General features: G+C 64.4%; 22 protein-coding genes. 12 read left to right on the top strand and 10 right to left on the bottom strand.

The window, feature by feature from the left end; all coding sequences use genetic code 11:
- Nucleotides 1-22: 22 nt before the first annotated feature.
- The 12 genes from AC07SZ_RS08610 to AC07SZ_RS08555 all read left to right on the top strand — a co-directional run bounded on the left by AC07SZ_RS08610 (nucleotide 23) and on the right by AC07SZ_RS08555 (nucleotide 14428).
- Nucleotides 23-1456, top strand: a complete 1434-nt coding sequence (locus tag AC07SZ_RS08610) for a DHA2 family efflux MFS transporter permease subunit (protein ID WP_172373142.1) — start codon at nucleotides 23-25, stop codon at nucleotides 1454-1456.
- Between the two features lie 269 nt (nucleotides 1457-1725).
- Entirely contained in the window at nucleotides 1726-2712 is a 987-nt protein-coding gene (locus AC07SZ_RS08605) for an ABC transporter permease (protein ID WP_494913957.1), read from the top strand.
- 60 nt (nucleotides 2713-2772) lie between these two features.
- On the top strand, nucleotides 2773-3798 hold the full coding sequence (locus AC07SZ_RS08600; protein WP_494913956.1) for a sugar ABC transporter substrate-binding protein: 1026 nt from the start codon (nucleotides 2773-2775) through the stop codon (nucleotides 3796-3798).
- 75 nt (nucleotides 3799-3873) lie between these two features.
- Nucleotides 3874-5997 (top strand): ABC transporter permease, encoded by a 2124-nt coding sequence (locus AC07SZ_RS08595; protein WP_056571761.1) that lies wholly within the window; start codon nucleotides 3874-3876, stop codon nucleotides 5995-5997.
- Entirely contained in the window at nucleotides 5994-7043 is a 1050-nt protein-coding gene (locus tag AC07SZ_RS08590) for an SMP-30/gluconolactonase/LRE family protein (protein ID WP_494913955.1), read from the top strand. The genes AC07SZ_RS08595 and AC07SZ_RS08590 overlap by 4 nt, the downstream gene beginning before the upstream one ends.
- Nucleotides 7043-8539 carry a sugar ABC transporter ATP-binding protein gene (locus AC07SZ_RS08585; protein ID WP_172373145.1) on the top strand — a complete coding sequence of 499 codons (1497 nt, stop codon included), beginning with the start codon at nucleotides 7043-7045 and terminating at the stop codon, nucleotides 8537-8539. Before AC07SZ_RS08590 ends, AC07SZ_RS08585 begins: the two co-directional genes overlap by 1 nt.
- A 200-nt stretch (nucleotides 8540-8739) precedes the next feature.
- Complete coding sequence (locus tag AC07SZ_RS08580; RefSeq protein ID WP_056571771.1) at nucleotides 8740-9147, top strand: carboxymuconolactone decarboxylase family protein; 408 nt, start codon at nucleotides 8740-8742, stop codon at nucleotides 9145-9147.
- A 247-nt stretch (nucleotides 9148-9394) separates the two neighbouring features.
- Nucleotides 9395-10231, top strand: a complete 837-nt coding sequence (locus tag AC07SZ_RS08575; protein ID WP_172373146.1) for a metallophosphoesterase family protein — start codon at nucleotides 9395-9397, stop codon at nucleotides 10229-10231.
- Nucleotides 10228-11379 (top strand): ABC transporter ATP-binding protein, encoded by a 1152-nt coding sequence (locus AC07SZ_RS08570; RefSeq protein WP_172373148.1) that lies wholly within the window; start codon nucleotides 10228-10230, stop codon nucleotides 11377-11379. Before AC07SZ_RS08575 ends, AC07SZ_RS08570 begins: the two co-directional genes overlap by 4 nt.
- Complete coding sequence (locus AC07SZ_RS08565) at nucleotides 11372-12295, top strand: carbohydrate ABC transporter permease (RefSeq protein ID WP_056571777.1); 924 nt, start codon at nucleotides 11372-11374, stop codon at nucleotides 12293-12295. Before AC07SZ_RS08570 ends, AC07SZ_RS08565 begins: the two co-directional genes overlap by 8 nt.
- Nucleotides 12292-13122 (top strand): carbohydrate ABC transporter permease, encoded by an 831-nt coding sequence (locus AC07SZ_RS08560; protein ID WP_056571780.1) that lies wholly within the window; start codon nucleotides 12292-12294, stop codon nucleotides 13120-13122. The genes AC07SZ_RS08565 and AC07SZ_RS08560 overlap by 4 nt, the downstream gene beginning before the upstream one ends.
- Before the next feature lie 40 nt (nucleotides 13123-13162).
- Complete coding sequence (locus tag AC07SZ_RS08555) at nucleotides 13163-14428, top strand: ABC transporter substrate-binding protein (protein WP_494913954.1); 1266 nt, start codon at nucleotides 13163-13165, stop codon at nucleotides 14426-14428.
- A gap of 176 nt (nucleotides 14429-14604) precedes the next feature.
- Here the strand turns inward: AC07SZ_RS08555 and AC07SZ_RS08550 are convergent, their stop codons facing one another.
- The 10 genes from AC07SZ_RS08550 to AC07SZ_RS08505 all read right to left on the bottom strand — a co-directional run bounded on the left by AC07SZ_RS08550 (nucleotide 14605) and on the right by AC07SZ_RS08505 (nucleotide 23811).
- The gene (locus tag AC07SZ_RS08550) at nucleotides 14605-15492 is read right to left on the bottom strand and encodes an amidohydrolase family protein (protein WP_065005349.1); all 888 of its coding nucleotides are present in this window, start codon (nucleotides 15490-15492) and stop codon (nucleotides 14605-14607) included.
- A complete protein-coding gene (locus tag AC07SZ_RS08545; RefSeq protein ID WP_494913953.1) occupies nucleotides 15492-16619 on the bottom strand; it encodes a vWA domain-containing protein in 1128 nt (375 codons plus the stop codon). Before AC07SZ_RS08545 ends, AC07SZ_RS08550 begins: the two co-directional genes overlap by 1 nt.
- On the bottom strand, nucleotides 16616-17497 hold the full coding sequence (locus tag AC07SZ_RS08540; protein WP_494913952.1) for an AAA family ATPase: 882 nt from the start codon (nucleotides 17495-17497) through the stop codon (nucleotides 16616-16618). The genes AC07SZ_RS08545 and AC07SZ_RS08540 overlap by 4 nt, the downstream gene beginning before the upstream one ends.
- A 1-nt stretch (nucleotide 17498) precedes the next feature.
- Nucleotides 17499-18503, bottom strand: coding sequence for a xanthine dehydrogenase family protein molybdopterin-binding subunit (locus tag AC07SZ_RS08535; RefSeq protein WP_023779827.1), 1005 nt, complete (start codon nucleotides 18501-18503; stop codon nucleotides 17499-17501).
- A gap of 1 nt (nucleotide 18504) precedes the next feature.
- Nucleotides 18505-19872, bottom strand: a complete 1368-nt coding sequence (locus tag AC07SZ_RS08530; RefSeq protein ID WP_494913951.1) for a xanthine dehydrogenase family protein molybdopterin-binding subunit — start codon at nucleotides 19870-19872, stop codon at nucleotides 18505-18507.
- 13 nt (nucleotides 19873-19885) lie between these two features.
- Nucleotides 19886-20368 carry a (2Fe-2S)-binding protein gene (locus AC07SZ_RS08525; protein ID WP_065005353.1) on the bottom strand — a complete coding sequence of 161 codons (483 nt, stop codon included), beginning with the start codon at nucleotides 20366-20368 and terminating at the stop codon, nucleotides 19886-19888.
- A 61-nt stretch (nucleotides 20369-20429) separates the two neighbouring features.
- Nucleotides 20430-21224: an FAD binding domain-containing protein gene (locus AC07SZ_RS08520; protein ID WP_494913950.1), complete on the bottom strand. Its 795-nt coding sequence runs from the start codon at nucleotides 21222-21224 to the stop codon at nucleotides 20430-20432.
- 25 nt (nucleotides 21225-21249) lie between these two features.
- On the bottom strand, nucleotides 21250-21693 hold the full coding sequence (locus tag AC07SZ_RS08515) for an SRPBCC family protein (protein WP_056571803.1): 444 nt from the start codon (nucleotides 21691-21693) through the stop codon (nucleotides 21250-21252).
- Nucleotides 21694-21807: 114 nt separating this feature from the next.
- Complete coding sequence (locus AC07SZ_RS08510; protein ID WP_494913949.1) at nucleotides 21808-22635, bottom strand: helix-turn-helix domain-containing protein; 828 nt, start codon at nucleotides 22633-22635, stop codon at nucleotides 21808-21810.
- Nucleotides 22636-22812: 177 nt separating this feature from the next.
- Nucleotides 22813-23811 carry an ABC transporter permease gene (locus AC07SZ_RS08505; protein ID WP_056571808.1) on the bottom strand — a complete coding sequence of 333 codons (999 nt, stop codon included), beginning with the start codon at nucleotides 23809-23811 and terminating at the stop codon, nucleotides 22813-22815.
- Between the last annotated feature and the right edge of the window lie 56 nt (nucleotides 23812-23867).

Raw genomic sequence — 23867 nt, 5'->3', positions numbered from 1 at the left:
TGCTGTTCAACCCGGTTCCGACATGACTGCCATTCCCGAAACTGAAGCCTTGCCGGCAACGGCCACCAGTGCGCGGCGCGTGGCGCTGATCGTCGCCATCGCCTTCTTCATGCAATTGCTGGATTCGACGATCATCTCGACCTCGTTGCCGCAGATGGGTGCCTCCTTCGGTGTGCCGGCGGTGGCGATGAGCATCGGCATCACGGTCTACATGCTGACCATGGCTGTTTTCGTGCCGCTGTCCGGCTGGCTTGCCGACCGGTTCGGCGCGCGCAACATTTTTCTCGTGGCGATCGCGCTGTTCACGCTGGCCTCGCTTGCCTGCGGCTTTTCGGAAAACCTGCCCCAATTTGTCGCTGCTCGCGCCGTGCAGGGGCTGGGCAGCGCGCTGATGACGCCGGTCGGCCGCATTCTTGTCCTGCGCAATGCGTCGAAGTCCGAGCTGCTCAACGCCACCGCGCTGATCACCTGGCCGGCGCTGTTCGCGCCCGTGGTCGGGCCGGTGCTCGGCGGCTTCATCACCACCTACCTGTCCTGGCACTGGAATTTCTTCATCAACGTGCCGCTTGGGCTTATCGGGCTGGCGCTGGTCGCCCGCTTCATTCCGGGCGACCGGGAAGCCGATCCCAAGCCGCTCGACTGGCCGGGGTTTTTCCTGACGTCGCTCGGGCTCGCCTGCCTGCTCTACGGCCTCGAGCGCATCGCGCATCCCGAGGACGGCCCGCGGCCGACGGTGCTGCTGATCGCGGCGGGCATCGTCATCGGCTGGCTGGCGGTGCGGCATCTGCGGCGCGCGACTCATCCGCTGCTCGATCTCTCCTCGTTCAAGGTGCTGACCTTCGCCATCTCGACACTCGCCGCGGGCACCATATTCCGGATGGCGATCAACGCCACGCCGTTCCTGCTGCCGCTTTTGTTCCAGGTTGGCTTCGGCCTCTCGCCCGTCGATGCCGGCTTGATGATCCTGGCCTATTTCCTCGGCAATCTCGGCATGAAGACGATAACGACGCCAACGCTGCGGCGTTTCGGTTTCCGCCCGGTGATGGTCGTCAACGGCATCATCGCCTCGGCCTCGATCATGGCTTGCGGAGCGATCTCGCCGCAGACGCCGCAGGCGCTGGTCGTGGTCCTGATGCTGATCGCCGGCCTGTCGCGGTCGATGCAGTTCACCGCGCTCAACACCCTGGCCTTCGCCGATATCGATGCGGCGCAGCGCAGTTCGGCGGCGACGCTGTCGTCCATGCTGCAGCAGGTGGCGATGCTGTTCGGCGTCGCGGTGGCGGCGGCGATCCTGAACCTGTCGCAGATCGCCAGGGACCGGCCGGCGCTCGATCTCGTCGATTTTCGAATCGCCTTCCTGGCGATCGGTGTCATCGGCCTGGTCGCGGCATTGCGTTTTCTCGTGCTGCCGCCCGCCGCGGGAGCCGAGGTTTCCGGCCACGCGCCGGCGAAATGAACTCAAATTTTTCGCCCGATGCGGAGATAAATTCCGCCCCATCCCTTCGCCTTGATACAGCGCTTTCGTAAATGACGGCGATGGCGCAATCGGTTGCCAAAAATGCAGGAGTTTCCGCGCATTGCGCCAGTTTCGGCAATCAATGTGTCCACCCGGTGAATATCGACATCCGCCGGTGTTCCAAGCGCGGATTCATTTGACGAACCGGCGCTGAGCCGATTAGCTTTTGCTTTCGGGATGGCAGCGCTGCCATCGGGGCAAATGCAGACATGAACACGACCGGCTGGCTAACTCCCAGGAGCCTGAATCAGGAAGGCATTGTCTTTGCCATTGCCGTGGTGCTGTTCGTTGCGGCGGCAATGGGGCTGCCGGGCTTTATCGATCCCAACAACCTCGTCGCCATTGTCCGCTCGGTGTCGGTGCTGGGCATATTGGCGCTCGGCATGGCTGTCGTCATCATCGGCCGCGGTATCGACCTGTCCGCGGTGGCGATCATGGCGATGTCGGTCGCCTGGTATCTGCAGCTGCTCAACACGGGGACGTCGGACGGGCTGGCCTTCGCCTATGTGCTGGCCGGCGTGCTCGCCATCGGGCTGCTCAACGGCTTTCTCGTCGCCTATGCCGACGTGCCGGCGATTTTCGTGACGCTGGCCACCGGCTCCTTCGTCTTCGGCTATGTGCGCTCGCAACTGATCACGCAGGATGCGGTGCCGGTGCCGCAGGGACATTGGGTCGAACTGCTCGGCGGCCTGCGCTTCCTCGATATCCCGATCGAGGTGTTCGTCTTCGCGGGCCTCGCCTTCCTGTTCTTCCTCTTCCTGCGTTACACCAAATGGGGGCGCTACATCTATTTTGCCGGCGACAACCCGGTCGCGGCCCGCAACATCGGCATTCCGGTGCGGCCGATGTTGGTGCTGCGCTACGTGCTTTCTGCCTTCGTTGCCCTGATCGCCGGCCTGCTGACGGCGGCGAGCCTGCATTCGATCAACACGCGTGTCGTCAATTCGACGCTGCTCTACGACATCGTGCTGGTGGCTGTGATCGGCGGGATCGGCCTGTCGGGCGGGCGGGGCGGGGTGCGCAACGTGCTGGTTGGAGCGGCGCTGATCGGCATCCTTCTCAACGCCATGACCATCATCGACATTCCGCTGCTCTACCAGAACCTGATCAAGGCTGCGATCCTGCTCGGCGCCATCATCGTCGACGGCATCATCAATCCACGCGACGAACAGACCGCGCAACAAGGCGACATTTAGGGGTACCCGGAACGATCGCGACGATCGGCCGGCAATGACAGTCGAAACAGAGGACGTGACATGAAACTGATCAGAACACTGATGGCCGCCGCCACGGCGCTGGCCGTTACCGCCTTCGTGGCGCCGACCTTCGCCGCCGATGATCCGGGTCCGGCCGCTTATGCGCAGGCGCTCAAGGGCAAGCGCGTCATGCTGGTGCCGCTGGCGATGGGCTTCGACCTGGCGCAGGGCTGGGCGCATTACCTGAAGAAGGAAGTCGAGGCCTGGGGTGGCGTGTTCGAGACGCGCGATCCGAACTGGGTGGTCGATGCGGGCGCGCAGGCTATCACCGACGCTATCTCGTCCGACGCCAGGCCCGACGTGCTGATCATCCATGCGCCGGACCTCAACTCCTATTCCAAGCTGATGAAGAAGGCGCAGGCCGCCGGCACCTATGTGCTTCTGGTCGACAACCCCGCCAACTTCCCGGCCGATGCCTTCGTCGGCAGCGACTGGGACCGGCTCGGCCAGCTCGAGGCCGAAGCGGCGATCAAGGGCTGCGGCGAAAACTCGTCGAAGAAGATCGGACTTGTGCAGGGCGACCAGGCGAACTCTTCCAGCCTCTATCAGTATGCCGGCATCATGAAGGTGCTGGACAAGCATCCTGACTTCAAGGTGGTGGCCAAGCCCGACTCCAACTGGGACGCGACGACCTCGCGCAACGTGACGACGACGATGCTGCAGCAGAACCCGGACATCTGCTCGATCATCGATTTCTGGGACGGTGACGCCACCGGCGCATCGGCCGCGATCCGAGACGCCAAGCTCGACGGCAAGGTGTTCCTCGTCACCACCGGCGGCGGCGAGAAGGCGGCCGATTGCGACAAGCTGCAGGACGGCACCTATGGCGCCGTGGTGATGACCGATCTCGCCCGCCAGTCGGGCGACATGAACGCCATCATCAAGTTCCTGCTGCAGAGCGGCCAGCCAGCCGGCACCTCGCACACCTATATCTATACGCTCGAGAAGGCGACGACCAAGGCCGATCTCAAGCCCGACAGCTGCTGGGACCTGAAGGCGCTGCAGGCCGAAGCGGCGGCGAAATAAACCGCACGTTCCCGACAGATATCAATGAGGTGGCCGGATTGCCCGGCCACCTCTTTCTCGTACCGCAGTGAGCCGATGTCCTTTCGCGAACGCCTTCAGTCCTGGCGCTACAATCTCGTGCCCGACCATCTGGTCGGCGAGATCCTGACCAAACGCTGGACCGACAATGCCATTCCGTTCCTGGCGCTGGTGGCAACGCTCGGCGTGTTCGGCTCGATCATTCCGGGTTTCTTCAAACTGACGTCGCTGCAGGAATCGACCCGCCAGCTCGGCGAATTCTCCATGGTGGTCACCGGCATGACGGTGGTGATGCTGGGCGGCGGCATCGATCTCTCGGTCGGCTCGATCTTCGCGCTGTCCTGCTTCTCGGCCGTCTACGTGTTCTTCATCCTCGAACAGTCGATCTGGCTGGCGCTGGCCGCTTCGCTCGCCACCGGGCTCGTCTTCGGCGCCATCAACGGCTACCTCGTCGGATATCTCAGGCTTCGCGCCTTCCTCACCACGCTGGTCACCTTCATCTTCGGTCGGGCATTGTTCGACATCCTCGTCACCACCTACGCCGCCGACGTGCAGCTTTCGACCGCCACGTCGGATGTGCTGGATTTCATCGGCGACAGCACCTTCTGGGGCCTCTCGGTCTCGGTCTGGCTGGCGATCATCCTCGCCGTCGTCACCCATATCGCGCTGACGCGCTCGCGGCCGGGATGGCATGTGCTGGCGGTCGGCGGATCCCGGCGCTCGGCGCACAATGCCGGCATCCGCGTGCGCCGCACCGTGTTCATGACCTATGTCTTCTCGGGCTTCTGCGCCTCGATCGGCGGTTTCCTCATTGCCTGCCGCTTGAGCGGTGCAGGGCCGGGCACCGGCCTCAACCTCGAGATCATGGCGCTGACGGCGGCGGTGGTCGGCGGCGTCAGCCTCGGCGGCGGGCGCGGCTCGGTGATCAAGGGACTGATGGGCGCCATCATCGTCTTGACCATGACCAACGGGCTGATCCGGCTGGGCTACGGCACCGGCACCAACCAGATGGTGCTCGGCATCATGCTGGCGGTGGCGGTGACCATCGACATCCGCTGGCTGAAGAACCGCCACAAGGTGCTCAACGAAGTCTATGTCGCGCCGGTCTATCTCAAGATGGGCGAGACACAGTCCGCGGTGCCGGGCTCCGGCACGCCTTACGAGCTCGACAACCGCCTGTCCGCGGCCGATCATATCGGGCTCGGTGAGCTGGAAGGGCCCGAGGATGTCATCCTCGACCGTGACGACAATCTCTATTGCGGCACCCGCCATGGCGAGATCGTCCGCTTCTTCGCGCCGGACTACGTCAAGTCGGAAGTGTTTGCCCATATTGGCGGCTTTCCGCTGGGGCTCGCCTTCGACAAATCGGGCAATCTGATCAGCTGCGTCGGTGCCATGGGGCTTTATTCCGTTTCGCCGGACCGGGAGGTGAAACGCCTTTCGGCCGAGACGTCACGCTCCTGGACCTCGATCGTCGACGATGCACGGCTGCGCGATCCCAATGATTGCGACATCGCGCCGGATGGCCGCATCTATTTCACGGATTCAACGAAGCGCTACGACGCGCATGACTGGGCGCTGGACTCGATCGAGAACCGCGCCACCGGGCGCCTTCTGGTCTACGACCCCAAGGACGGTTCGACGAAGACGCTGCTCGACGGCTATCGCTACACCAATGGTGTGTGCATGGCTCATGACGGCAAGTCGCTGTTCTTCGCCGAAAGCTGGGCCTGCCGCGTGCATCGCTATTGGCTGGAAGGGCCGAAGGCCGGCACCGCCGAATGCGTCATCCGCGACATGCCGGGCTATCCCGACAACATCAACCGGGCGTCGGACGGCAATTACTGGATGGCGTGGCTGGGCATGCGCACGCCAAGCTTCGACCTGTCGCTGCGCCATCCCGACATGCGCAAGCGCATGACGCGGCGGCTGCCGCAGGACGAGTGGCTGTTCCCCAACATCAACACCGGCGGCGTGGTGAAATTCAACGAGAAGGGCGGGATCGTGGAGGCACTCGGCGACCTCACCGGCGATGCGCATCCGATGGTCACCTCGATGCGCGAGCACAAGGGATATCTTTTCGTCGGCGGCATCCTCAACAACCGCATCGGCCGCTACAGGATTTCGGGTGCCGACCCGAACTGGACCAGCCCCGCTTCCTATTGGGGAGCAAAGCCATGATCCTCGATCCGATCCTGGATATGTTTCGCGGCAAGGCGGTCACCATCCCGCCGCTCGACGGCGCCTTCCGGCCCAACACGCGGCTCGATGACGAGCCTGCGTTTGCCGAACTGGCCGAGCCGGACAATCTGCTGGCCTCCGGTGAGAGGTTGCTCGCCTCAAGCGGCAACGCCGTCTGTTCGCTTGGCGCCAGAGCCGAGCCCAGGGTTGTCGAGACCTTTGCGTCCCCCGTTTCGGCACTGGCGCTGTCGCCATCGGGTGAGCTGACGGTGGCTCTCGAAAGCGGCAAGCTGCTGATATCGGGCAAGGATGTTTCGCTGCCGACGGATGTGCGTTGCGTCACGGCACTTGCCTATGCCGATGACGGCACGCTCTGGCTGGCCAATGGCTCGGCCGAGCACACCCCATCGCAATGGGCCGCCGACCTGATGAAGAAGGGCGCGTCCGGTTCGCTGTGGCGATGTGGCCCGGGAGCGATCGGCTTCCAGAAAGTTGCCGGCGACATCGCGTTCCCCAACGGTCTGCATCCGGCGGGCGAGGGCGTTCTGGTGAGCGAAAGCTGGCGCCACCAGCTCATCCGTTTCAGCAGCGCGACAGGCAATCGTTCGACGGTGCTGACACATCTGCCCGGCTATCCCGCGCGACTCGCGCCGGCGCGCGATGGCGGGGCGTGGCTGACCTTGTTCGCGCCGCGCAACCGGCTGATCGAGTTCGTCTTGCAGGAGACGCATTACCGGCAGGACATGATTGACCAGGTCCCGCCGGCCTACTGGATCGCGCCGGCGCTGGCCTCCAACCGCAGCTTCCTCGAACCACTGCAATGCGGCGGCATCCGCACCATGGGCATCCACAAGCCATGGTCGCCGAGCCGCTCCTACGGGCTGGTGGTCAGACTGGATCAGAACATGCAGCCGCAGTTCAGCCTGCACAGCCGCGCCAACGGCACGCGCCATGGCATCCGCAGCGTGGTGGAAAAGGACGGCAAGTTGTTCATCGCCTCCAGGGGCGGCGACTGTGTGCTTGCCGTCGATACGGGAGGTTTCTGATGGAACCGATCGTTCGCCTGGAGAATGTCACCAAGAATTATCGCGGCGTGCCGGCGGTGAAAAATGTCAGCTTCGACCTGCGCAAGGGCGAGATCCACGCGCTGCTCGGCGAGAATGGTGCCGGGAAATCGACGCTGACCAAGATCATCGCCGGCGTCGTCGACGCCACCTCCGGCAAGATGTTCCACAAGGGGCGCGAGATCGCCTACGCCTCGCCGCATGCGGCACTCGAGGCCGGTATCGCCATGGTGTTCCAGGAGACCAGCCTGGTGCCGTCGATGACGGTGGCGCAAAATCTTTATCTCGGTACTGAAAAATTCCTCAACCGGCTGCGCGGCACGTATATTTCAGCACAACAGTTCCTGCAGTCGCTGAATTTCCCGGTCGATCCGAACGCGATGGTGGCGACGCTGGGCGCGGCCAAGAGGCAAATGGTGGAGATCGCGCGTGCAGTGCACCACAATGCCGAGATCATCATCTTCGACGAGCCGACGGCAACGCTGACGCCGGAGGAGAAGCGGCATTTCTTCGCGCTGATCCGCCGATTGAAAGCGAATGGGGTCTCGATCGTCTTCATCAGCCATGCCCTGGAAGAGGCGCTTGCCATCGCCGACCGCATCACCATTTTGCGCGACGGCGAACTGGTCGTCACCGACGATACTTCCGCCTTCGACCGCGACAAGATCGTTGCCGCCATGGTCGGGCGCAGCTTGTCGGGCCAGATCTACCGACAGCGCGACGAAGCCAGGCTGCGCAAGGCGGGCAAGAAGGTGCTGTCGGTGCAGGACATTTCGATGAGCAATGTCGTGCGCAACAATTCCTTCTCGATCTTCGAGGGCCAGATCACCGGTGTGTTCGGTCTCATCGGCTCCGGCCGCACCGAGACCTTCAAGATCGTGTCCGGTATCTACAAGCGGGATTTCTTGCGGGGTGGGGCGATCGAGCTCGATGACAGACCGGTGCGCTATCTCGTGCCGAGCGAAGCGGTGGCCGACGGGATCGTGTACGTAACCGAAGACCGCAAGAGCGAAGGCATTTTCGAGACGATGGGCATTGCCGAGAACCTTTTCGGCGGGCTGCTGGCGGCGGGCCGCGAAAAGGCCTGGGTGATCAATGCGCAGGAGATGCGGCAGCTGTCGGCGGAATGGACGAAGACGCTGAACATCAAGGCGATCAACGACAATGCGCGCGTGGTCGAGCTTTCCGGCGGCAACCAGCAGAAGGTGGTGATCGGCAAGGGGCTGGTGCAAAAGCCGCGCATTGTCATCTTCGACGAGCCGACGCGGGGCGTCGATGTCGGCGCCATCGCCGAGATCCACCAGATCATCAACCGGCTGGCCGACGAGGGACTGGCCGTCGTGGTGATCTCGTCCTACCTGCCGGAGATCATGAACCTGTCCGACCGGATCTTGGTCTGCCGCCAGGGCCGTATCGTCGAGGAGTTTTCGCCGGCGGAGGCGACGGAGGAGAAGATCATGTACGCGGCGGTGCATTAGGGTTCTGGCTGGTGTGTGCGTCGACAATTGGCCGAGGCGTCTCTCCCTTCGTCATCCACGGGCGACGCTGGGTTGCTCTGCCAACCTCGGCGTCCGTGCTGTTCCGAGCCAAAAACTGAATCGGACAAACCGGTTAGCCGTCTATGCGCATCACTTGATTCAACGACCTAATTCATCGATCGAAACGGAAGGACCACACCATGGCAACGACAAGACTCCTCAGCGATGCCGAGGTCGAAAAAATCCCTGATGTGAAGGCCGTGTTCGACGATATCCGGGCGACGCGCAAATCCGACTTCGTCAACAATTTCTGGCGTGGGCTGGCCAATGATCCGGTGTCGCTGAAGCGGGTTTGGGAGCAGCTCAAGGTGGTGATGGTGGCCGACAGCGCCATCGATCCACTGACCAAGGAGATGATCTATATCGCCGTCTCGACCGCCAATGGCTGCTCCTACTGCGTCCATTCGCACACGGCGGCGGCGCGGGCCAAGGGGATGACCGATGCGCAGCATGGCGAGCTGGTGTCGATCATCGGGCTGGCGGGGCAGACCAACCATCTGGTCACGGCGATGCAGATCCCGGTCGACCCGCAATTCGAGGTGAGGTGAGCGTGATTTCCCGCCGCGCCGCCGCAAGATCGTGAGCGCGGCTGTTCTGTAGCCTAGCAGTGGCAAGCGGCTGAAATCCGGGCGCTTTCCACGCTGCGCCGATTGCCGCCGGCTACCCTTCGCCAGCCGCTGCCCGCAATTGCGCGGTTTATCCCAGCGGCTGTTAAGGAAGTGACATGGAACGGCACTAAGGAAGCCCCATGCGATGCCGCTCGCCGGGGGGCTCGGCTCGCATGCTGGAGCCGACATGAAAATCGTTCAGATCACAGACACCCATTTCAGCCCGACCAAGCCGCACTTCAACGGCAATTGGCAGCCGCTGGCCGCCTGGATCGAGCAGAGCGGCGCCGACCTTGTCATCCACACGGGCGACCTCAGCGTCGACGGTGCCGACCGGGACGACGACATCGCCTTCTGCATGGATCTGATGCGGGAGATCCCGAAGCCGATGCTGCTGGTGCCCGGCAATCACGATGTCGGCCATCTGCCCGGCTCGCTGCAGCCGGTCAATGCCGGACGCCTCGAGCGCTGGCGCCGGCTGGTTGGCCCCGACTACTGGATGGAGGACACCGGCACCTGGCGTCTCATCGGGCTCGACAGCCTGCTGATGGGTTTTGACGATGCCGAGGAAGAGGCGCAGTTCGAATGGCTGCGGACCGCACTGGAAAGCCGCGCCGGCCGGCGCGTCGCGCTCTTTGCCCACAAGCCGCTCTTCATCGACGAGCCCGGTGAGGGCGACACGGGTTACTGGAGTGTCAGGCCGGCGCAGCGGCAGCGTCTTTATGACCTGATCGGCGCCCACGATGTCGCGCTGTTCGCCAGTGGTCACCTGCACCGGGCATGGCAGGGCGAATATGAAAACACGTCGCTTGTATGGGGTCCGTCGGCGGCCTTCGTCGTCGGCGACATGGAGCGTGATATGCCGGGCGAGCGGCTGCTTGGCGCCGTTGTGCATCAATTCGGCGACACGGTCGCCAGCGAGATCGTCGCCATCCCGGGCATGACGGCCCATGTCCTGGATGACGTCGTCGAGGAGGTCTATCCGCACGAGGCGCACAAGGTTCGCAAGAAGGTCGCGTCATGAGCGCGCTTTCGCTTCGCGGCGTCAAAAAGTCGTTTGGCGGCAATGCCATTCTGAACGGCATCAGCCTTGATGTGGAGCCCGGCGAGTTCATCGCGCTTGTCGGTCCCTCCGGATGCGGCAAGAGCACCTTGCTGCGCATCCTGGCGGGGCTCGACCATGCGGACAGCGGCGAGATCTTCGTCGGCGACAGGGACATGTCGCCGGTTGCCGCGGCCGACCGCAACATCGCCATGGTGTTCCAGTCCTACGCGCTCTATCCGCATCTGACGGCCGGCCAGAATATCGCCGTGCCGCTTGCCATGAAGCGGCTGAGCCGGTCGCAGCGCCTGCCGCTCGTTGGCTCGCTGCTGCCCGGCCAGAAAGAGATCCGCACCGGCATTGCGCGCGATGTGCGCGAGATGGCGGGTCTGCTGAAGATCGATCATCTGCTTGACCGCAAGCCGGGGCAGATGTCCGGCGGCCAGCGGCAGCGTGTCGCCTTGGCGCGTGCGATGGTGCGCCATCCCAGCATCTTCCTGATGGACGAGCCGCTCTCCAATCTCGATGCCAATCTGCGCGTCCATGCCCGCGGCGAGATCGTCGAACTGCACCGCCGCGCCGGCGTGCCGACGCTCTATGTGACGCACGACCAGGCCGAGGCGCTTTCGATGGCTGACCGTGTGGCGGTGATGATCGGCGGCAATCTGCTGCAACTCGCCGCGCCCGACGTGATCTACAACGATCCCGCCCATATCGAGGTCGCGCGCTTCGTCGGCCAACCGAGGATCAACATCATCCAAGCACAGGCCGAAAGCGGCCGTGTCGGCTTCGAGGGCATCCGGCTGGCCCTGCTGGAAAAGGTTGCGACCGGGCCGGTCAGTCTCGGCATCCGGCCCGAATTCGTAAGACTTTCCCCCAGCGGCAGGAGCGGCCTTGCCGGACGGATCGAGCGCCTCGAATTCCTCGGCTCGGAAGTCATTGCCCATTGCCGCCTCGACGCCTCCGGCGACATCATCGTCGCCAAGCTGGCGCCGCACGAGGCGAGGGACCTGATTGCCGGAATGAAGGTGGGCATCCTTCTGGCCCCTGAACAGGCGATGGTCTTCGGGCCGGAGGGAAAGCGGCTGCGCATCGCGGCGGGCGCGCGGCAGGAGCCGGCCTATGTCTAGCGTTGCGCTGGCCGGCAATGTCCGGAGCGCGGCGGCGCTGCGCGCGCGCAGCGAGGACCGGACCGCCTGGCTGCTGGCGGCGCCGGCCATCGTGCTGTTGCTGCTGTTCGTGCTGTTGCCGGTGGCTGCCGTCATCTTTCTCGGCTTCACCGATTTCGAGCTCGGCTACGGCAAGTTCCGCTTCGTCGGCTTCGAGAATTACGCACACCTCCTGAACGACCGCACCTTCCGCCGGTCGTTGTGGAACACCTCGGTCTATACGGCCATTGTCGCGCCGGTCTCGATCGTGCTTGGCCTGGGCGTTGCCCTGCTGATCGAAGGCGAGGGCCGGGCGCGCGGCTTTTTCCGCACCGTCTATTTCCTGCCGGTCGCCTCGCTGATCGTCGCCATGGCGACCGTCTGGCAATACATCTTCCACCCGACGATCGGGCCGCTCAACGCGCTGCTTTCGCTAGCCGGCATTCCCGGCCCGAACTGGCTCGGCGCGTCGAACACCGTGCTTTACAGCCTGTCGATCATCGGCATCTGGCAGTCGGTCGGCTTCAACATGGTGCTGTTCCTGGCGGGCCTGACGGCGATCCCGCGCGAACTCTATGCCGCCGCTCACGTCGACGGCGCGAAATCGGCGCTCGACCGGTTCTTCCTCGTCACCTGGCCGATGCTCGGGCCGACGACGCTGTTCGTCGTCACCATCAGCATCACCAATGCGGTGAAGGTTTTCGAAACGGTGAAGATGCTGACCGATGGCGGCCCCAACAAGGCCTCCGAAGTGCTGCTTTTCACTATTTACCAGGAAGGTTTCGTCTATCTGCGCGTCGGCTACGCCTCGGCGATGACGGTCGTCTTCCTCGCGATCCTGGTCGTGCTGATGCTGCTGCAATACCGCGTCCTCGACCGGCGGGTCCACTACACATGAGCAGCGTTCCGGCCGGCCGCGTCATCCGCTTCGCGCTGCTTTCGCTCGGCGCGCTGATGATCCTTGCGCCCTACATCTTCATGATCTCGACAGCGGGCAAGACGCAGAGCGATATCTTCACCTCGTCGCTGTCGCTCGTTCCGCGGCATTTCTACTTCGCCGAGAATTTCGCCAAGGCGTTTGCCAAGGTGCCGATGGCGACACTGCTGTGGAACGGCGTTGTCGTGTGCGGCGTGATCTTCTTCTTCCAGGTCGTGGTGGCGATTCCGTGCGCCTATGCGATGGCCAAGCTGAAGTTCCGGGCCGCGCGGCTGATGATGGTGCTGGTCATGCTCGGCCTGCTGGTCCCGATCCACGCGACGGCGCTGCCGCTCTATGTCGCCTTCGACAGGATGTCGCTGCTCAACAGCTACACCTCGCTGGTCGCGCCTTTCACCATATCGGTGTTCGCGATCTTCATGTTCCTGCAGTTCTTCCGCGCCATGCCCGACGACCTGCTGCACGCCGCACGGCTCGACGGCATGTCCGAACTCGGCATCGTCGCCCGCGTCATCGTCCCCAATGCGTGGCCGGCGGTCACGGCCTTTGCGATCTTTTCCGTCGTCGCGCACTGGAACGATCTCTACTGGCCGCTGATCGTCGTCAGCAAGCAGGCTTACGCGACGCCGCCGCTCGGCCTGATGTATTTCCGCGCCGCCGAGGCCGGCGACGACTACGGCGCGCTGATGGCCGCCACGCTGATCATCACCCTTCCTCTCGTCGCCGCGTTCCTGCTGGCGCAGAAGCGTTTCGTCGAGGGCATCACCATGACCGGTCTCAAAGGCTGAGCTTGCCAACAACTGACTGGGCCAACGAGGAGCACGAGCAATGAAGCATTTTTCCAGGATTTTCGCCGCGGCGGCGGTGTCGCTGGCGACGGCCATTCCGGCCTATGCCGAGACGACGCTGACGATTCACTACCCGATGCCCGGCTTCTTCAAGAACGTGATGGACACGATCTCGAAGAAGTTCATGGAGGAAAACCCCGATATCAAGATCCAGTTCGCCAGCCCGTCGGCGACCTATGAAGAAGGCATCCAGACCATTCTTCGCCAGGCCGGCACCGACGAGATGCCCGACATCACCTTCATCGGCCTCAACCGCCTGCGCATGCTGAACGAACGCGACGTTGCCGTCGATCTCGGCCCGTTGGTCAAGAAGGAAGGCAACATGGCGGAGCTCGGCTTCTCCGACACGATCCTGAAGCTGGCGCAGGTCAACGGCAAGCAGGTCGGCCTGGCCTTCGCCACCTCCAACCCGATCATGTATTACAACGCCGACCTGGTGAAGGCGGCCGGCGGCGATCCGGACAATCCGCCCAAGACCTGGGACGAGGTGATCGCGCTCGGCGGCAAGATCAAGGCACTCGGCAATGGTGTCGACGGCATCGACTTCCGCTGGCAGGGCGATGACTGGATGTTCTCGGCGCTGCTGTTCGGCGCCGGTGGCAAGATGCTGAACGAGGACGAAAGCAAGGTCGCCTTCAACGGACCCGAAGGCGAGAAGGCGGTGGAGATCCTGGAACGGATGGTGAAGGAGGGCGGCATGCCGGTCTTCACCAAGCCGGCGGGCGAGCAGGCTTTCGCGGCCGGCAAGGTCGGCTTCGAATTCCAGACCACCGGTGCGCTGGTCAACACCATCAAGAATGTCGGCGACAAGTTCACGCTGCGCACCGCCAAGATCCCGCTGATCGATCCGGTCAACGGCCGTCTGCCGACCGGCGGCAACGCCGTGGTCATCCTGACCAAGGATACGTCCAAGCAGGAGGCTGCCTGGAAGTTCGCGAAATTCGCCGCCGGCCCCTATGGCGCTTCCGTCGTCGTGCCGGGCACCGGCTATGTCCCCAACAACGAGCTGGCAGCGAAATCGTCAGACTATCTCGGCGATTTCTACAAGAAGAACCCGCTGTTCCAGGCCGGGCTCAGCCAGATGCCGCTGATGGTTCCGTGGTACGCCTTCCCGGGCACCAACGGGGTGAAGGTCACGCAGACGATCGTCGACAATCTGTCGCGCATCGTCGACCAGTCGGCCTCGCCCAAGGAAGCGCTCACGGACGCGGCCAGCGACGTCGAAGGCATGCTGCCGACGCAGTAAGGGCTTAGGCGGGGACTTACCTTCTCCCCTTGTGGGAGAAGGTGGCCTCGCGAAGCGAGGTCGGATGAGGGGTGCTCCAGGGAACGCCAACGTCTCACTTCGCTGGAACACCCCTCATCCGTCTCGGCGCTGCGCGCCGATCTTCCTTCCCCCACAAGGGGGGAAGGAAGAGAGTGCTACACTGGCCGGTAAACCCGCTCCGCCGTGTTCCAGAAGATATCGGCCTCGGCGGTCGCGCCGTGCTTCGCCACCGCGTCACGGTGCGCCTTGATCAGCTCGGCGTGGCTGGTCCAGAGCTTCTCGATCGGGAAGTTGGAACCGAACATCAGATGATCGGAGCCCAGGATATCGATCGCGTTGTCGACGATATAGGCGATCAGCGCCGGATCGTTGCGGTGGACGAAGGTGCCGAGGCCGGAGAGCTTGGCGTAGAGATTGGGTGCCGCCGAGAGCGTGCGCAGCCCCGCCTTCCAGGCCTCGGTGGTTTCCTGATCCGTGCCGGTCAGCATGCCGGCATGGGTGAGGATGAAGCTGGTATCGGGATTCTCACCGACCAGCGTCAGCCCGTCCTTCATCTGGGCGGGGAAAAGCTGCAGGTCGAAGGACAGGCCATAGTCCCTCAGCCTCGCGACGTTGGCGCGCACCTTGGGATCGATGACCTGGTCGGCCGAAGCGGCGAAGCGGAAGGCCGGCGTTTCGTGCCAGTGCAGTTGCATGCGCACGCCGCGCAGCAGTTTGTACTTCATCAGCCGGTCGATCTGGGGCCTGACGTCATCCACCGTCATGTCGGCATAGCCGACGATGGCGTGCGGCCAGCCGGTTTCACCCGCTGTCTTCTGCAGGAAGGCGACCTCTTTCTCGAAATCCTCCTTCGCCCAGTTGGTCTGGACATAGACGGCCTTCTCGACGCCTGATCCCTTCTGGTCGTCGAGGAATTCGCCGATCGGATAGTCGCGCCGGATCGGCTCGTAAGGGCCGAAGATGCGCGGCACCATCGGCCCGACCAGCCAGGGTTGGTCCTTCTGGCGCCAAATGTGGAAATGCGCGTCGATGGCTTTTTGCATCAGGAAACCCTCTTCCAGATTGTCGATGCCGCGGGGGCGGGACGGGCGAGCGACAGGATGAAATCGGTGAGGCTGGTCAACGACGAGCCGTCGATGAGGTCGTCGAGGTCAGGCAGGATGGCGCGCAGTGCCGCCGTCGCCGGGCGGAAGCGCGGGTCGCCGGCCAAGGGTGTTGCCAGCGACAGCCGGAAGGCACGGGCGCTCAGCCTGCGTATGGCCGTCTCCAGCTCGGCATGGTCGCCACGTTCCAGAGCGTCCGACAGGACAACGACCGCCGCACCGCGGGCAAAGGACGAAAAGCGCGGAACGGAGAGGAAGGCGAGCAGTGTCGGTCCCATGCGGGTGCCGCCGTCCCAGTCGTCGACCTGGGCCGCCGCGCGCGCCAGCGCCTGGTCGCGGTCGCGGATGCGCAATGCCGTGGTGATGCGGGTGAGCCGCGTGCCGAAGGTGAAGATCTCGGCGCGGTCGGCGCCTTGCACGATGGCGTGCGCGAGCTTGAGATAGTCCGCCGTGTGCAGCTTCATCGAGCCGGAGACGTCTATCAAGAGCAGCAGCTTGCGTGGCACGGTCTGGCGGCGGCGCAGCAGCGGTGAGGGGACGTCGCCGTCGGCGCTGACGATTTCGCGCAGCGAGCGGCGCAGGTCGAGCTTGCCGCGCGAAGGGGTGCGCACGGTGCGGAAGGAGCGGCGGGCGGGCAGGGCGGACGGCAGCTTGCGTTGAAAGGCGGTCAGTCTGTCGTCGTCGCCCTGGAAATCGCGGGTGCTCAATTGCTCCAGGGCCGAGGACAGTTCGCCGCCTTCCTGGCTGTGCTCGGCTTCGATCCGCTGGTCGTCAGCGCCGCCATCATCCTTGATGCGGGTTTCCTCGTCCGCGTCACCTTCGACCACGGCTGACGTGCTGCCGTAGAAATGGCTCTGGAAATGCGCTTCGAATTCGTCGCGGCGATCGGGCGGCGGCGCCAGCGTGGCAAGGGCGGCCTCGCGGATGTCGGCCATCGAGCGTGGTCCGAGCAGTGTGACCGCCTGCATGAAGCCGGAGACTTGTTCGGGGGCGATGGCGAAGCCGTAGCGGCGCAGCAGGCGGCCGAAGCCGAGGAAGGGCGTAGCGGCGTTGGGCAACGCGCTCATGCAAGCGCCTCCTCGACAATCCGGCCAAGCTCAGGCGCGATGTAGGACAGATCCTCCTCGTCCTTGATCAGCACGCCGATGGCGCGGCGGAAGGCTTCCGGCCAGGGGCTGCCGCCTTTTTCGAGGATGGTGGCGGCATTGGCCCATTCGACGGCCTCGGCGATGCCGGGCGGCTTGGCCAGCGGGCGGGCGCGGATGGTCTGCACGGCTGCCGCAACGGCGCGCGCGGTGGCCTCAGCGACATCGCCGGCGCGCAGCATGATTATGGCGGCTTCGCGCTCGGCATCGGGATAACCGATCCAGTGATAGACGCAGCGTCGTCGCAATGCCTCGGCAAGTTCGCGGGTGCGGTTGGAGGTCAGGATGACGATCGGCTGCGCGCCGGCACGGATGGTGCCGCGCTCGGGGATGCTGATCTGGAAATCGGAGAGGAATTCGAGCAGCAGCGCCTCGAATTCATGATCCGAACGGTCGATCTCGTCGACCAAAAGCACGCGCTGCTCCGGTGCCCGCAACACCTGCAGCAGCGGCCGGGCGATCAGGAAGCGGTCGTCGTAAATGTCGATTTCGTGTTCGCCGGCATGGCGGATGGCGAGCAGCTGGCGCTGGTAGTTCCATTCGTAGAGCGCATGCGCGGCGTCGACGCCTTCATAGCATTGCAGGCGCACCAGATCGCGGCCGAGCAGCTCGGCGACAGCCTTCGCGGCCTCGGTCTTGCCGACGCCCGGCGCGCCTTCGAGCAGCAGCGGCTTGCCGAGCCGGATCGCCAGGAAGATGGCGGTGGCCAGGCTGTCGTCGGCCAGATAGCGCGAGGTGGCGAGATGCGACGCCACCGCCTCCGGCGAGGTCGCGACAGTCTCGGCGTTCACCTCGGGCATTTCAGTTCGCCGCTTGCGCCTTGAGCGCGCGCAGGATGCGCTCCGGCGTGATCGGCAGCGTGTCGATGCGCACGCCGACGGCGTCGAAGACGGCATTGGCGACCGCCGGTATCTGCGGATTGGCGCACATTTCGCCCGGCCCCTTGGCGCCGTAGGGCCCGTCCGCCGAGGGCCGCTCGAGAACGATGATCTCGGTCTCGGCGAGGTCGCCTGGCCCCGGCATCAGATACTGGTTGAAGTCGGTGCCGCCATGATCGCGGTTGGGGTAGTAGGGCTCCGTCGTCTCGTAGAGCGCGTGGCTGATGCCCATCCAGGAGCCGCCGACCAGCTGTTGCTCGACCATTTTCGGGTTCAGCGCGCGGCCGATCTCGAAGACGTTCTTGACCGTCAGCACGGTGACCTCGCCGGTCTCGTCGTCGACCTCTACCTCGGCCACCGTGCAGGCATGCGCGTAGCAGGTCGACGGCTTCATCGCTCCGGTTTCCTTCTCGGGATAGGAACGCGGGATCAGGAACATGCCGCGGCCCGAGATCGAGCGCCCGCGCTTGAAATGCGCAGACAGCGCGACGTCGAAGATCGAGATCGATTTCTGCGGCGCGCCCTTGACCAGTATGTTGCCCTGGCCGTCGGTCTCGAGGTCGGAAGCGTTGACCTCCAGTTCTTCCGCCGCCACTTCCAGCATCACCTGGCGCGCCTCTTTCGCGGCCTGGATGACGGCGTTGCCGGCGCGATGCGTGCCGCGCGAGGCGAAGGTGCCCATGCAATGCGGGCCGGTGTCGGTGTCGGCGGTGTCGACGACGACGCGGTCGGTCGGCACGCCGATGGTTTCGGCACAGATCTGCGCCATGATCTGCTTCATGCCCTGGCCGAGATCGACCGAGGACAGCGTCACCATGAAATTGCCGGTCGGCGTCGAGTGGACCAGCGCCTGGGTCGGATCGCCGCCGAGATTCATGCCGGTGGGATAGTTGATCGCGGCGACGCCGCGTCCGCGCCTGATCGCCATCTCAAGCTCCCTTCACGTAGGAGGACATCGCCATGTATTTCTCCGCCACCGGCCAGTTGGCGGCGCGCGAAGCTTCCTGCATGCACTCGATGAGCGCTGCCCCTTCCGTCGGCTGGCGATGCGCCTTGATGTCGCCGTCGCGATAGGCGTTGATGAAGCGGAATTCGAGCGGGTCCATGCCGATCAGCCGCGCCAGCTTGTCCATCTGCACCTCCAGCGCGAAGTCGCCGATGGTGACGCCGAAGCCGCGCATGGCCGACGACGGCGTGCGGTTGGTGTAGACGCAGTAGGTGTCGATCCAGACATTCGGGATGGTATAGGGACCGGGATAGTGGCCGGCACCCTTCTGCGCGCCATAGGGCGAGTGGCGCGAATAGGCGCCGGCGTCGGTGTAGCCGGTGACCTTGCGCGCGACGATGCGGCCGTCCTTCATCACGCCGTCCTTGATGACCACCTTTTCGGCCGCACGGGGTGACGAGATCTGCATCTCTTCCTCGCGGCTGTAGATGAAACAGACCGGTCGCCCGGTCAGCTTGGCGCCGAGGATGGCGATCGGCTCGACGATGACGTCGACCTTGCCGCCAAAGCCGCCGCCGACCGTGCCGCCGACGAAATGCAGCTTCGAGCCCGGCATCTGCAGGATGATCGACGTGTTGTCGAGGGTGAAGAACATTGCCTGCGTGTTGGTGTAGCAGGTAAAGCGGTCATTGCCCTCGGGCGCCACCACGCAGCCGGTGGTCTCGGTCGGCGCATGCTCGATCGGCGAGGACTGATAGCTCTGTTCCAAGATGTGGTCGGCGCCGGCGAAGCCGGCCTCGACATCGCCGAAGCGAACCTTGCGGCACTCGCCACTGTCATAGAGATAGTAGTTCTGGCCGTGATATTCGTTGACCAAAGGCGCGCCGGGCTTCAGCGCTTCCTCCATGTCGAAGACGGCCGGCAGCACGTCATAGTCGACCTTGACCTTCGCCGCGGCTTCCTGCGCGGCGCGCTCCGTCTCGGCCAGCACCGCAACCACGGCCTCGCCCTTCCAGCGCACCTTGCCGTCGGCCAGCACGGTCTCGTCCTCGGGGCCGATCTGGATCAGGATCAGGATGGTGTAGACATTGTGCGGCACGTCCTTGGCGGTCAGCACCTTGACCACACCTGGATGTTTCTCAGCCTCGGACGTGTCGATCGAGCGGATGCGGGCGTGGTGGTGCGGGCTGCGCACCATCTTCAGGTGCAGCATGCCGGGAAAGTTGCGGTCGGCGAAAAAGGCTGTCTTGCCGGTGACATGGCCGGGCGAATCCGAACGGGGCCGGGGCTGGCCGATCTCATGCAGATCGTCCTTGCGGACATCGGCGAAGTAGTTCTTGCGCAGTTCCATTCTCTTGATCCCCTCAGGCGGCGTTCTGCGAATTGGAGCGCGCGGCCGTCAGCACCGCCTGGATGATCGGCTCGTAGCCAGTGCAGCGGCAGATGTTGCCCGACAGCGCCTCGACCACGTCGTCGCGGGTGGGGTTGGGCGTGTGGTCGAGCAGCACCTTGGCCGCCATGATCATGCCCGGCGTGCAGAAGCCGCATTGCGTGGCGAACGTGTCGAGGAATGCGCGCTGCAGCGGATGCAGGACGCCGCCCTCGGCGAGGCCCGATGTCGTGGTGATGGCTGTTCCGTTGCAAGTTTCAGCCAAGGTCAGGCAAGACAGCCGGAGCTCGCCGTCGATGATGACGGAGCAGGCGCCGCAGGTGCCCTGGTGGCAGCCGCCTTTCGGCGAAGTGTCGCCGATCTTGTCGCGCAAGGCGTTGAGCAGCGTCGTGCCACTGTCGATGAATTCGGCTTTTTCTGAGCCGTTGAGCGTGAATTGAACCGGGACCTTCGCCATGTTTCCTCCTTGCGCGTCCGCCCGAAGGATCGGACAGACGCGCGCCCCCCAACTCGTGATTTCAACTCAGCAGCAGCCGGCCGAGATGGACCGGCAGCACTTCGGCGCGATACCAGGCGCTGGCGATCGGATCGGTGATGGGCGTGGTGCCTTCGGCGGCGGCGGCCAGCGCCAGTGCGATGCCTTCCTGGTCAAGCGTCTTTCCCTCGAGCGCCTCTTCCGCCGCCTTGGCACGCACGGGCCGATCGGCCATGCAGCCGAGCGCGATCCGTGCCGAAGAGACGGTGCCGTCCGCGGCCCGCTCCAGAACGATGGCGATGCTCAGCACCGAGACGCCCTTGGGCTTGATCCGCGACACTTTCAGGAAGCGGAAGCCGTCGGCCTTCGGCAGCGTGAAGCCGACCGACGTGACGATGGCGCGGCTGTCGTCCCGCCCGGCCAGGAAGGTCTCGATCGGCAATTCGCCGTCATCGGTGCCGACCGTGGCGTCGAGCGCCAGCAAGGCGACGGTGAAATCGCCGTAGGGCGCGGGCGCGAACAGATTGCCGCCGACGCTCGCCATGTTGCGCACCGCCGGGCCGCCGACGGCGCGCGCGGCCTTGGCGAGCGTGCCGAGTTCCGGATGTCGCGCGATCGCCGCCATGGTCACCGAGGCGCCGATGCGGATCTTGCCATCGGCGACCGTGATGGCCGACAGGGTCGGGTCGGTCGACCTGACAAGGCCGGAGACCGAGACATCGCCTTCATTGGCCGCGCGGACCACGAGTGTGCCGCCACCGAGATAGCGGGTACCGGCCGTCTTCAGCGCCGCATTGGCGTCCTTCACGGTCGGGAATGTCTGGAGGGCAAGCGCCATGGAACACTCCTGTTCTCAGCCCGATTCAGCTCTGGCCGGCAAAGTGGCTCTTCAGGGCGTTGAAGCCGCCCTGGAAGACATTGGCGCCCATGCCCTCGGCCAGCTTGTCCGCATCCTCCGGGGCGGCGTCGAAGCTGGCTGTCCACTCGGCATAGGTGCGGTCGCCATCGGTGACGCGCCGAAGCTGCAGCGTCGCCTTGTGGTTGGTGAGCGGCTGCGGCGTTTCCAGGATGGAATAGCTGACGAGGAAATTGTCGTCGGAGAAGTCGAGCAGTTTTTCACGGATGCGCGCGCCGCTGGCGAGCTGGAAGTTGCGCACGCAGCCGATCGCGGCGGCGTCCTTGCCATCCTCGATATGGCTTTCGACCATGCGCGGGTGCCAGCCCGGCAGGTCGTTGAAGTCGCGTATGCGCGCCCAGACTTTTTCGACCGGCGCGTCGATGACGCTGGAGATGGTGACCTTGGCCATATGATGTTCCCTTGCGAATGAGCGTTGCGGCAAGGGTAGGGGGCTGACCCGGGTGACGCTTATCAATGCGTCTTGAGCGCGTATCAAGGAGTCTGAAAAACAAGCGGCTGGAGCTCAGGCCGTTGCCCGCGCCGCCTCACGGTAGAGTGTCGGCGGCACGCCGACATGGTCGCGGAAGAAGCGCGAGAAATTGCCCTGCGTGGTGAAGCCGAGATTGCAGGCGACAGAGATCAGCGGCTCCTGCGACCACTGCAGCTGGCGCACCGCTTCTTCCATGCGCAGCGTGTTCCAGTAGACGTTGGGCGTCAGATTGGTCTGTTCCTTGAACAAGGCAAAGAAATGCGGCCGCGACAGCCCGACGCTGCGCGCCACGTCATCGAACGAGATGCGTTCGCAGACATTGGCCTTCATCAACTGGATCGCCTTGCGGACGCGGAAGTCCTGCATCGTGCTGATGCGGATGCGGGTTTCCTGCGGCGCCGAGGCGTCGGCGGCATCGAGCACGCTGTCGATGAAGCGCTCGATCTCGTAATTGGCCACGTCGTCGACGCTTTCATTGTCGGTCAGATGGTCGAGCAGGCTGGCGGCGGCCCGGTGCAGCCAGGGCTCCAGCGTGATCGCCGCCTGGGCAAACAATGGCGCGGAAGAGGGCAGGTCGCGGCGCCTGCGCGCCCAGTCGGGATCGATGTAGAAGGCCAGGAACAGGCCCGGCCTGCCATCCTGCGACAGGACGTGGCTGTGCGGCTGCAGCGAATTGATGCCGGCGGCGGTGTGTGGTCCCAGCCTGACCGTCTCGCGGCCGATCGTCATTTCGCCGGCCGTGCCTTCCAGCCAGATGATCAGGTGTGCCTCGACATGGGCATGGGTGACGAAGTCGCTTGCGACATTCAGGATAGAAACATGTCCGAACCGGCCCCAGTAGAGCCTGATCGCTTCCGTCATGGGTATATCCTCCCGCAGGCGACTGGCCTCCCTTCGCCTGCACCGGGATTGTGCGGCCGGTTTCCGGTTTCCGTCAAGGCATCGGCTCGCGGCCGGTGCCGATGGCGGGTCGCCCCGGCCGATTTTCAGACTGAGCGATAGGAACCGGAACGAATAGCGCTTCGACGGCGGCGGCTCTCAATCGCTGCGGCGGAAGTTGCGGATGCGGTCGAACAGCACCGCCAGCAGGATGGCGCCGCCGATGAAGGTGCCCTGCCAGAAGGCGTTGATGCCGAGCAGGCCAAGGCTGTTGCGGATCACCTCGATGAGGGCGGCGCCGACGATGGCGCCGAAGGCGGTGCCGACGCCGCCGGCCAGGTTGGCGCCGCCGATGACGGTGGCCGCGATGACCTGCAGTTCCATGCCGGTGCCGAGATTGGTGGTGACGGCGCCCAGCCATCCGGTCTGGATGATGCCGGCAATGCCGGCCGACAGCGCCGAGATCATGTAGACGGCGACCTTGATCTGGCGCACCGGCACGCCGGTCAGCGTTGCAGCGTGCTCGTTGCCGCCGATGGCGAAGATGTGGCGGCCGAACTTGGTCCAGCGCAGGACGAAGCCGGTGATAAGCGCCAGCAGGATCATGTAGAGCACCGGATTGGCGATGCCGAACAGCCAGGCGCCGCCGCCCAACGCCAGCAGCTTGTTGTGGTCCGGCCCGAACTGGAAGACGACGGTGTTGTTGGAGGCGACCATGGCCAGGCTGCGGGCAATCGACAGCATGCCGAGCGTCACCACGAAGGGCGGGAATCCGAGATAGGCGATCATGACCCCGTTGAAGGCGCCGATGGCAAGCGCGGTGGCGATCGAAGCCAGGATGCCGATTTCGATCGAATAGCCGGCATGCATGGTGACGGCCAGCACCATCGACGACAGGCACAGCACCGAGCCGACCGACAGGTCGATACCGCCGGTGATGATGACGAAGGTCATGCCGAGCGCAACGATGGCGACGAAGGTGACGTTGCGGGTGATGTTGTAGAGGTTCTTCGAGGTGGCGAAGGCGTCGGTGGCAAACGACAGGAAAATGCAGGCGAGGATGACGGCGATCACCACCCAGAACGTCTGGCTGGAGAATATCCGCGACAGGAAAGTGTGCTGCTTCTGCGCGATCGTCTGGTCAAGGGTGACTGCCATTATCGACCTTTCCTGCCGGCGGCGATGCGCGCCAGCGTGGTGAAATACGGGTTTTG

The organism is Mesorhizobium sp. GW821-FHT07A06 (assembly GCF_059419085.1).
The sequence above is the reverse complement of the archived record's forward strand: the minus strand, read 5'-3'. Positions and strand labels throughout refer to the sequence as shown.

Excerpts from the sequence above, each read along its gene's own strand:
- AC07SZ_RS08610 (WP_172373142.1), top strand. The coding sequence starts at position 23 with ATGACTGCCATTCCCGAAACTGAAGCCTTGCCGGCAACGGCCACCAGT.
- AC07SZ_RS08605 (WP_494913957.1), top strand. The coding sequence starts at position 1,726 with ATGAACACGACCGGCTGGCTAACTCCCAGGAGCCTGAATCAGGAAGGC.
- AC07SZ_RS08600 (WP_494913956.1), top strand. The coding sequence starts at position 2,773 with ATGAAACTGATCAGAACACTGATGGCCGCCGCCACGGCGCTGGCCGTT.
- AC07SZ_RS08595 (WP_056571761.1), top strand. The coding sequence starts at position 3,874 with ATGTCCTTTCGCGAACGCCTTCAGTCCTGGCGCTACAATCTCGTGCCC.
- AC07SZ_RS08590 (WP_494913955.1), top strand. The coding sequence starts at position 5,994 with ATGATCCTCGATCCGATCCTGGATATGTTTCGCGGCAAGGCGGTCACC.
- AC07SZ_RS08585 (WP_172373145.1), top strand. The coding sequence starts at position 7,043 with ATGGAACCGATCGTTCGCCTGGAGAATGTCACCAAGAATTATCGCGGC.
- AC07SZ_RS08580 (WP_056571771.1), top strand. The coding sequence starts at position 8,740 with ATGGCAACGACAAGACTCCTCAGCGATGCCGAGGTCGAAAAAATCCCT.
- AC07SZ_RS08575 (WP_172373146.1), top strand. The coding sequence starts at position 9,395 with ATGAAAATCGTTCAGATCACAGACACCCATTTCAGCCCGACCAAGCCG.
- AC07SZ_RS08570 (WP_172373148.1), top strand. The coding sequence starts at position 10,228 with ATGAGCGCGCTTTCGCTTCGCGGCGTCAAAAAGTCGTTTGGCGGCAAT.
- AC07SZ_RS08565 (WP_056571777.1), top strand. The coding sequence starts at position 11,372 with ATGTCTAGCGTTGCGCTGGCCGGCAATGTCCGGAGCGCGGCGGCGCTG.
- AC07SZ_RS08560 (WP_056571780.1), top strand. The coding sequence starts at position 12,292 with ATGAGCAGCGTTCCGGCCGGCCGCGTCATCCGCTTCGCGCTGCTTTCG.
- AC07SZ_RS08555 (WP_494913954.1), top strand. The coding sequence starts at position 13,163 with ATGAAGCATTTTTCCAGGATTTTCGCCGCGGCGGCGGTGTCGCTGGCG.
- AC07SZ_RS08550 (WP_065005349.1), bottom strand. The coding sequence starts at position 15,492 with ATGCAAAAAGCCATCGACGCGCATTTCCACATTTGGCGCCAGAAGGAC.
- AC07SZ_RS08545 (WP_494913953.1), bottom strand. The coding sequence starts at position 16,619 with ATGAGCGCGTTGCCCAACGCCGCTACGCCCTTCCTCGGCTTCGGCCGC.
- AC07SZ_RS08540 (WP_494913952.1), bottom strand. The coding sequence starts at position 17,497 with ATGCCCGAGGTGAACGCCGAGACTGTCGCGACCTCGCCGGAGGCGGTG.
- AC07SZ_RS08535 (WP_023779827.1), bottom strand. The coding sequence starts at position 18,503 with ATGGCGATCAGGCGCGGACGCGGCGTCGCCGCGATCAACTATCCCACC.
- AC07SZ_RS08530 (WP_494913951.1), bottom strand. The coding sequence starts at position 19,872 with ATGGAACTGCGCAAGAACTACTTCGCCGATGTCCGCAAGGACGATCTG.
- AC07SZ_RS08525 (WP_065005353.1), bottom strand. The coding sequence starts at position 20,368 with ATGGCGAAGGTCCCGGTTCAATTCACGCTCAACGGCTCAGAAAAAGCC.
- AC07SZ_RS08520 (WP_494913950.1), bottom strand. The coding sequence starts at position 21,224 with ATGGCGCTTGCCCTCCAGACATTCCCGACCGTGAAGGACGCCAATGCG.
- AC07SZ_RS08515 (WP_056571803.1), bottom strand. The coding sequence starts at position 21,693 with ATGGCCAAGGTCACCATCTCCAGCGTCATCGACGCGCCGGTCGAAAAA.
- AC07SZ_RS08510 (WP_494913949.1), bottom strand. The coding sequence starts at position 22,635 with ATGACGGAAGCGATCAGGCTCTACTGGGGCCGGTTCGGACATGTTTCT.
- AC07SZ_RS08505 (WP_056571808.1), bottom strand. The coding sequence starts at position 23,811 with ATGGCAGTCACCCTTGACCAGACGATCGCGCAGAAGCAGCACACTTTC.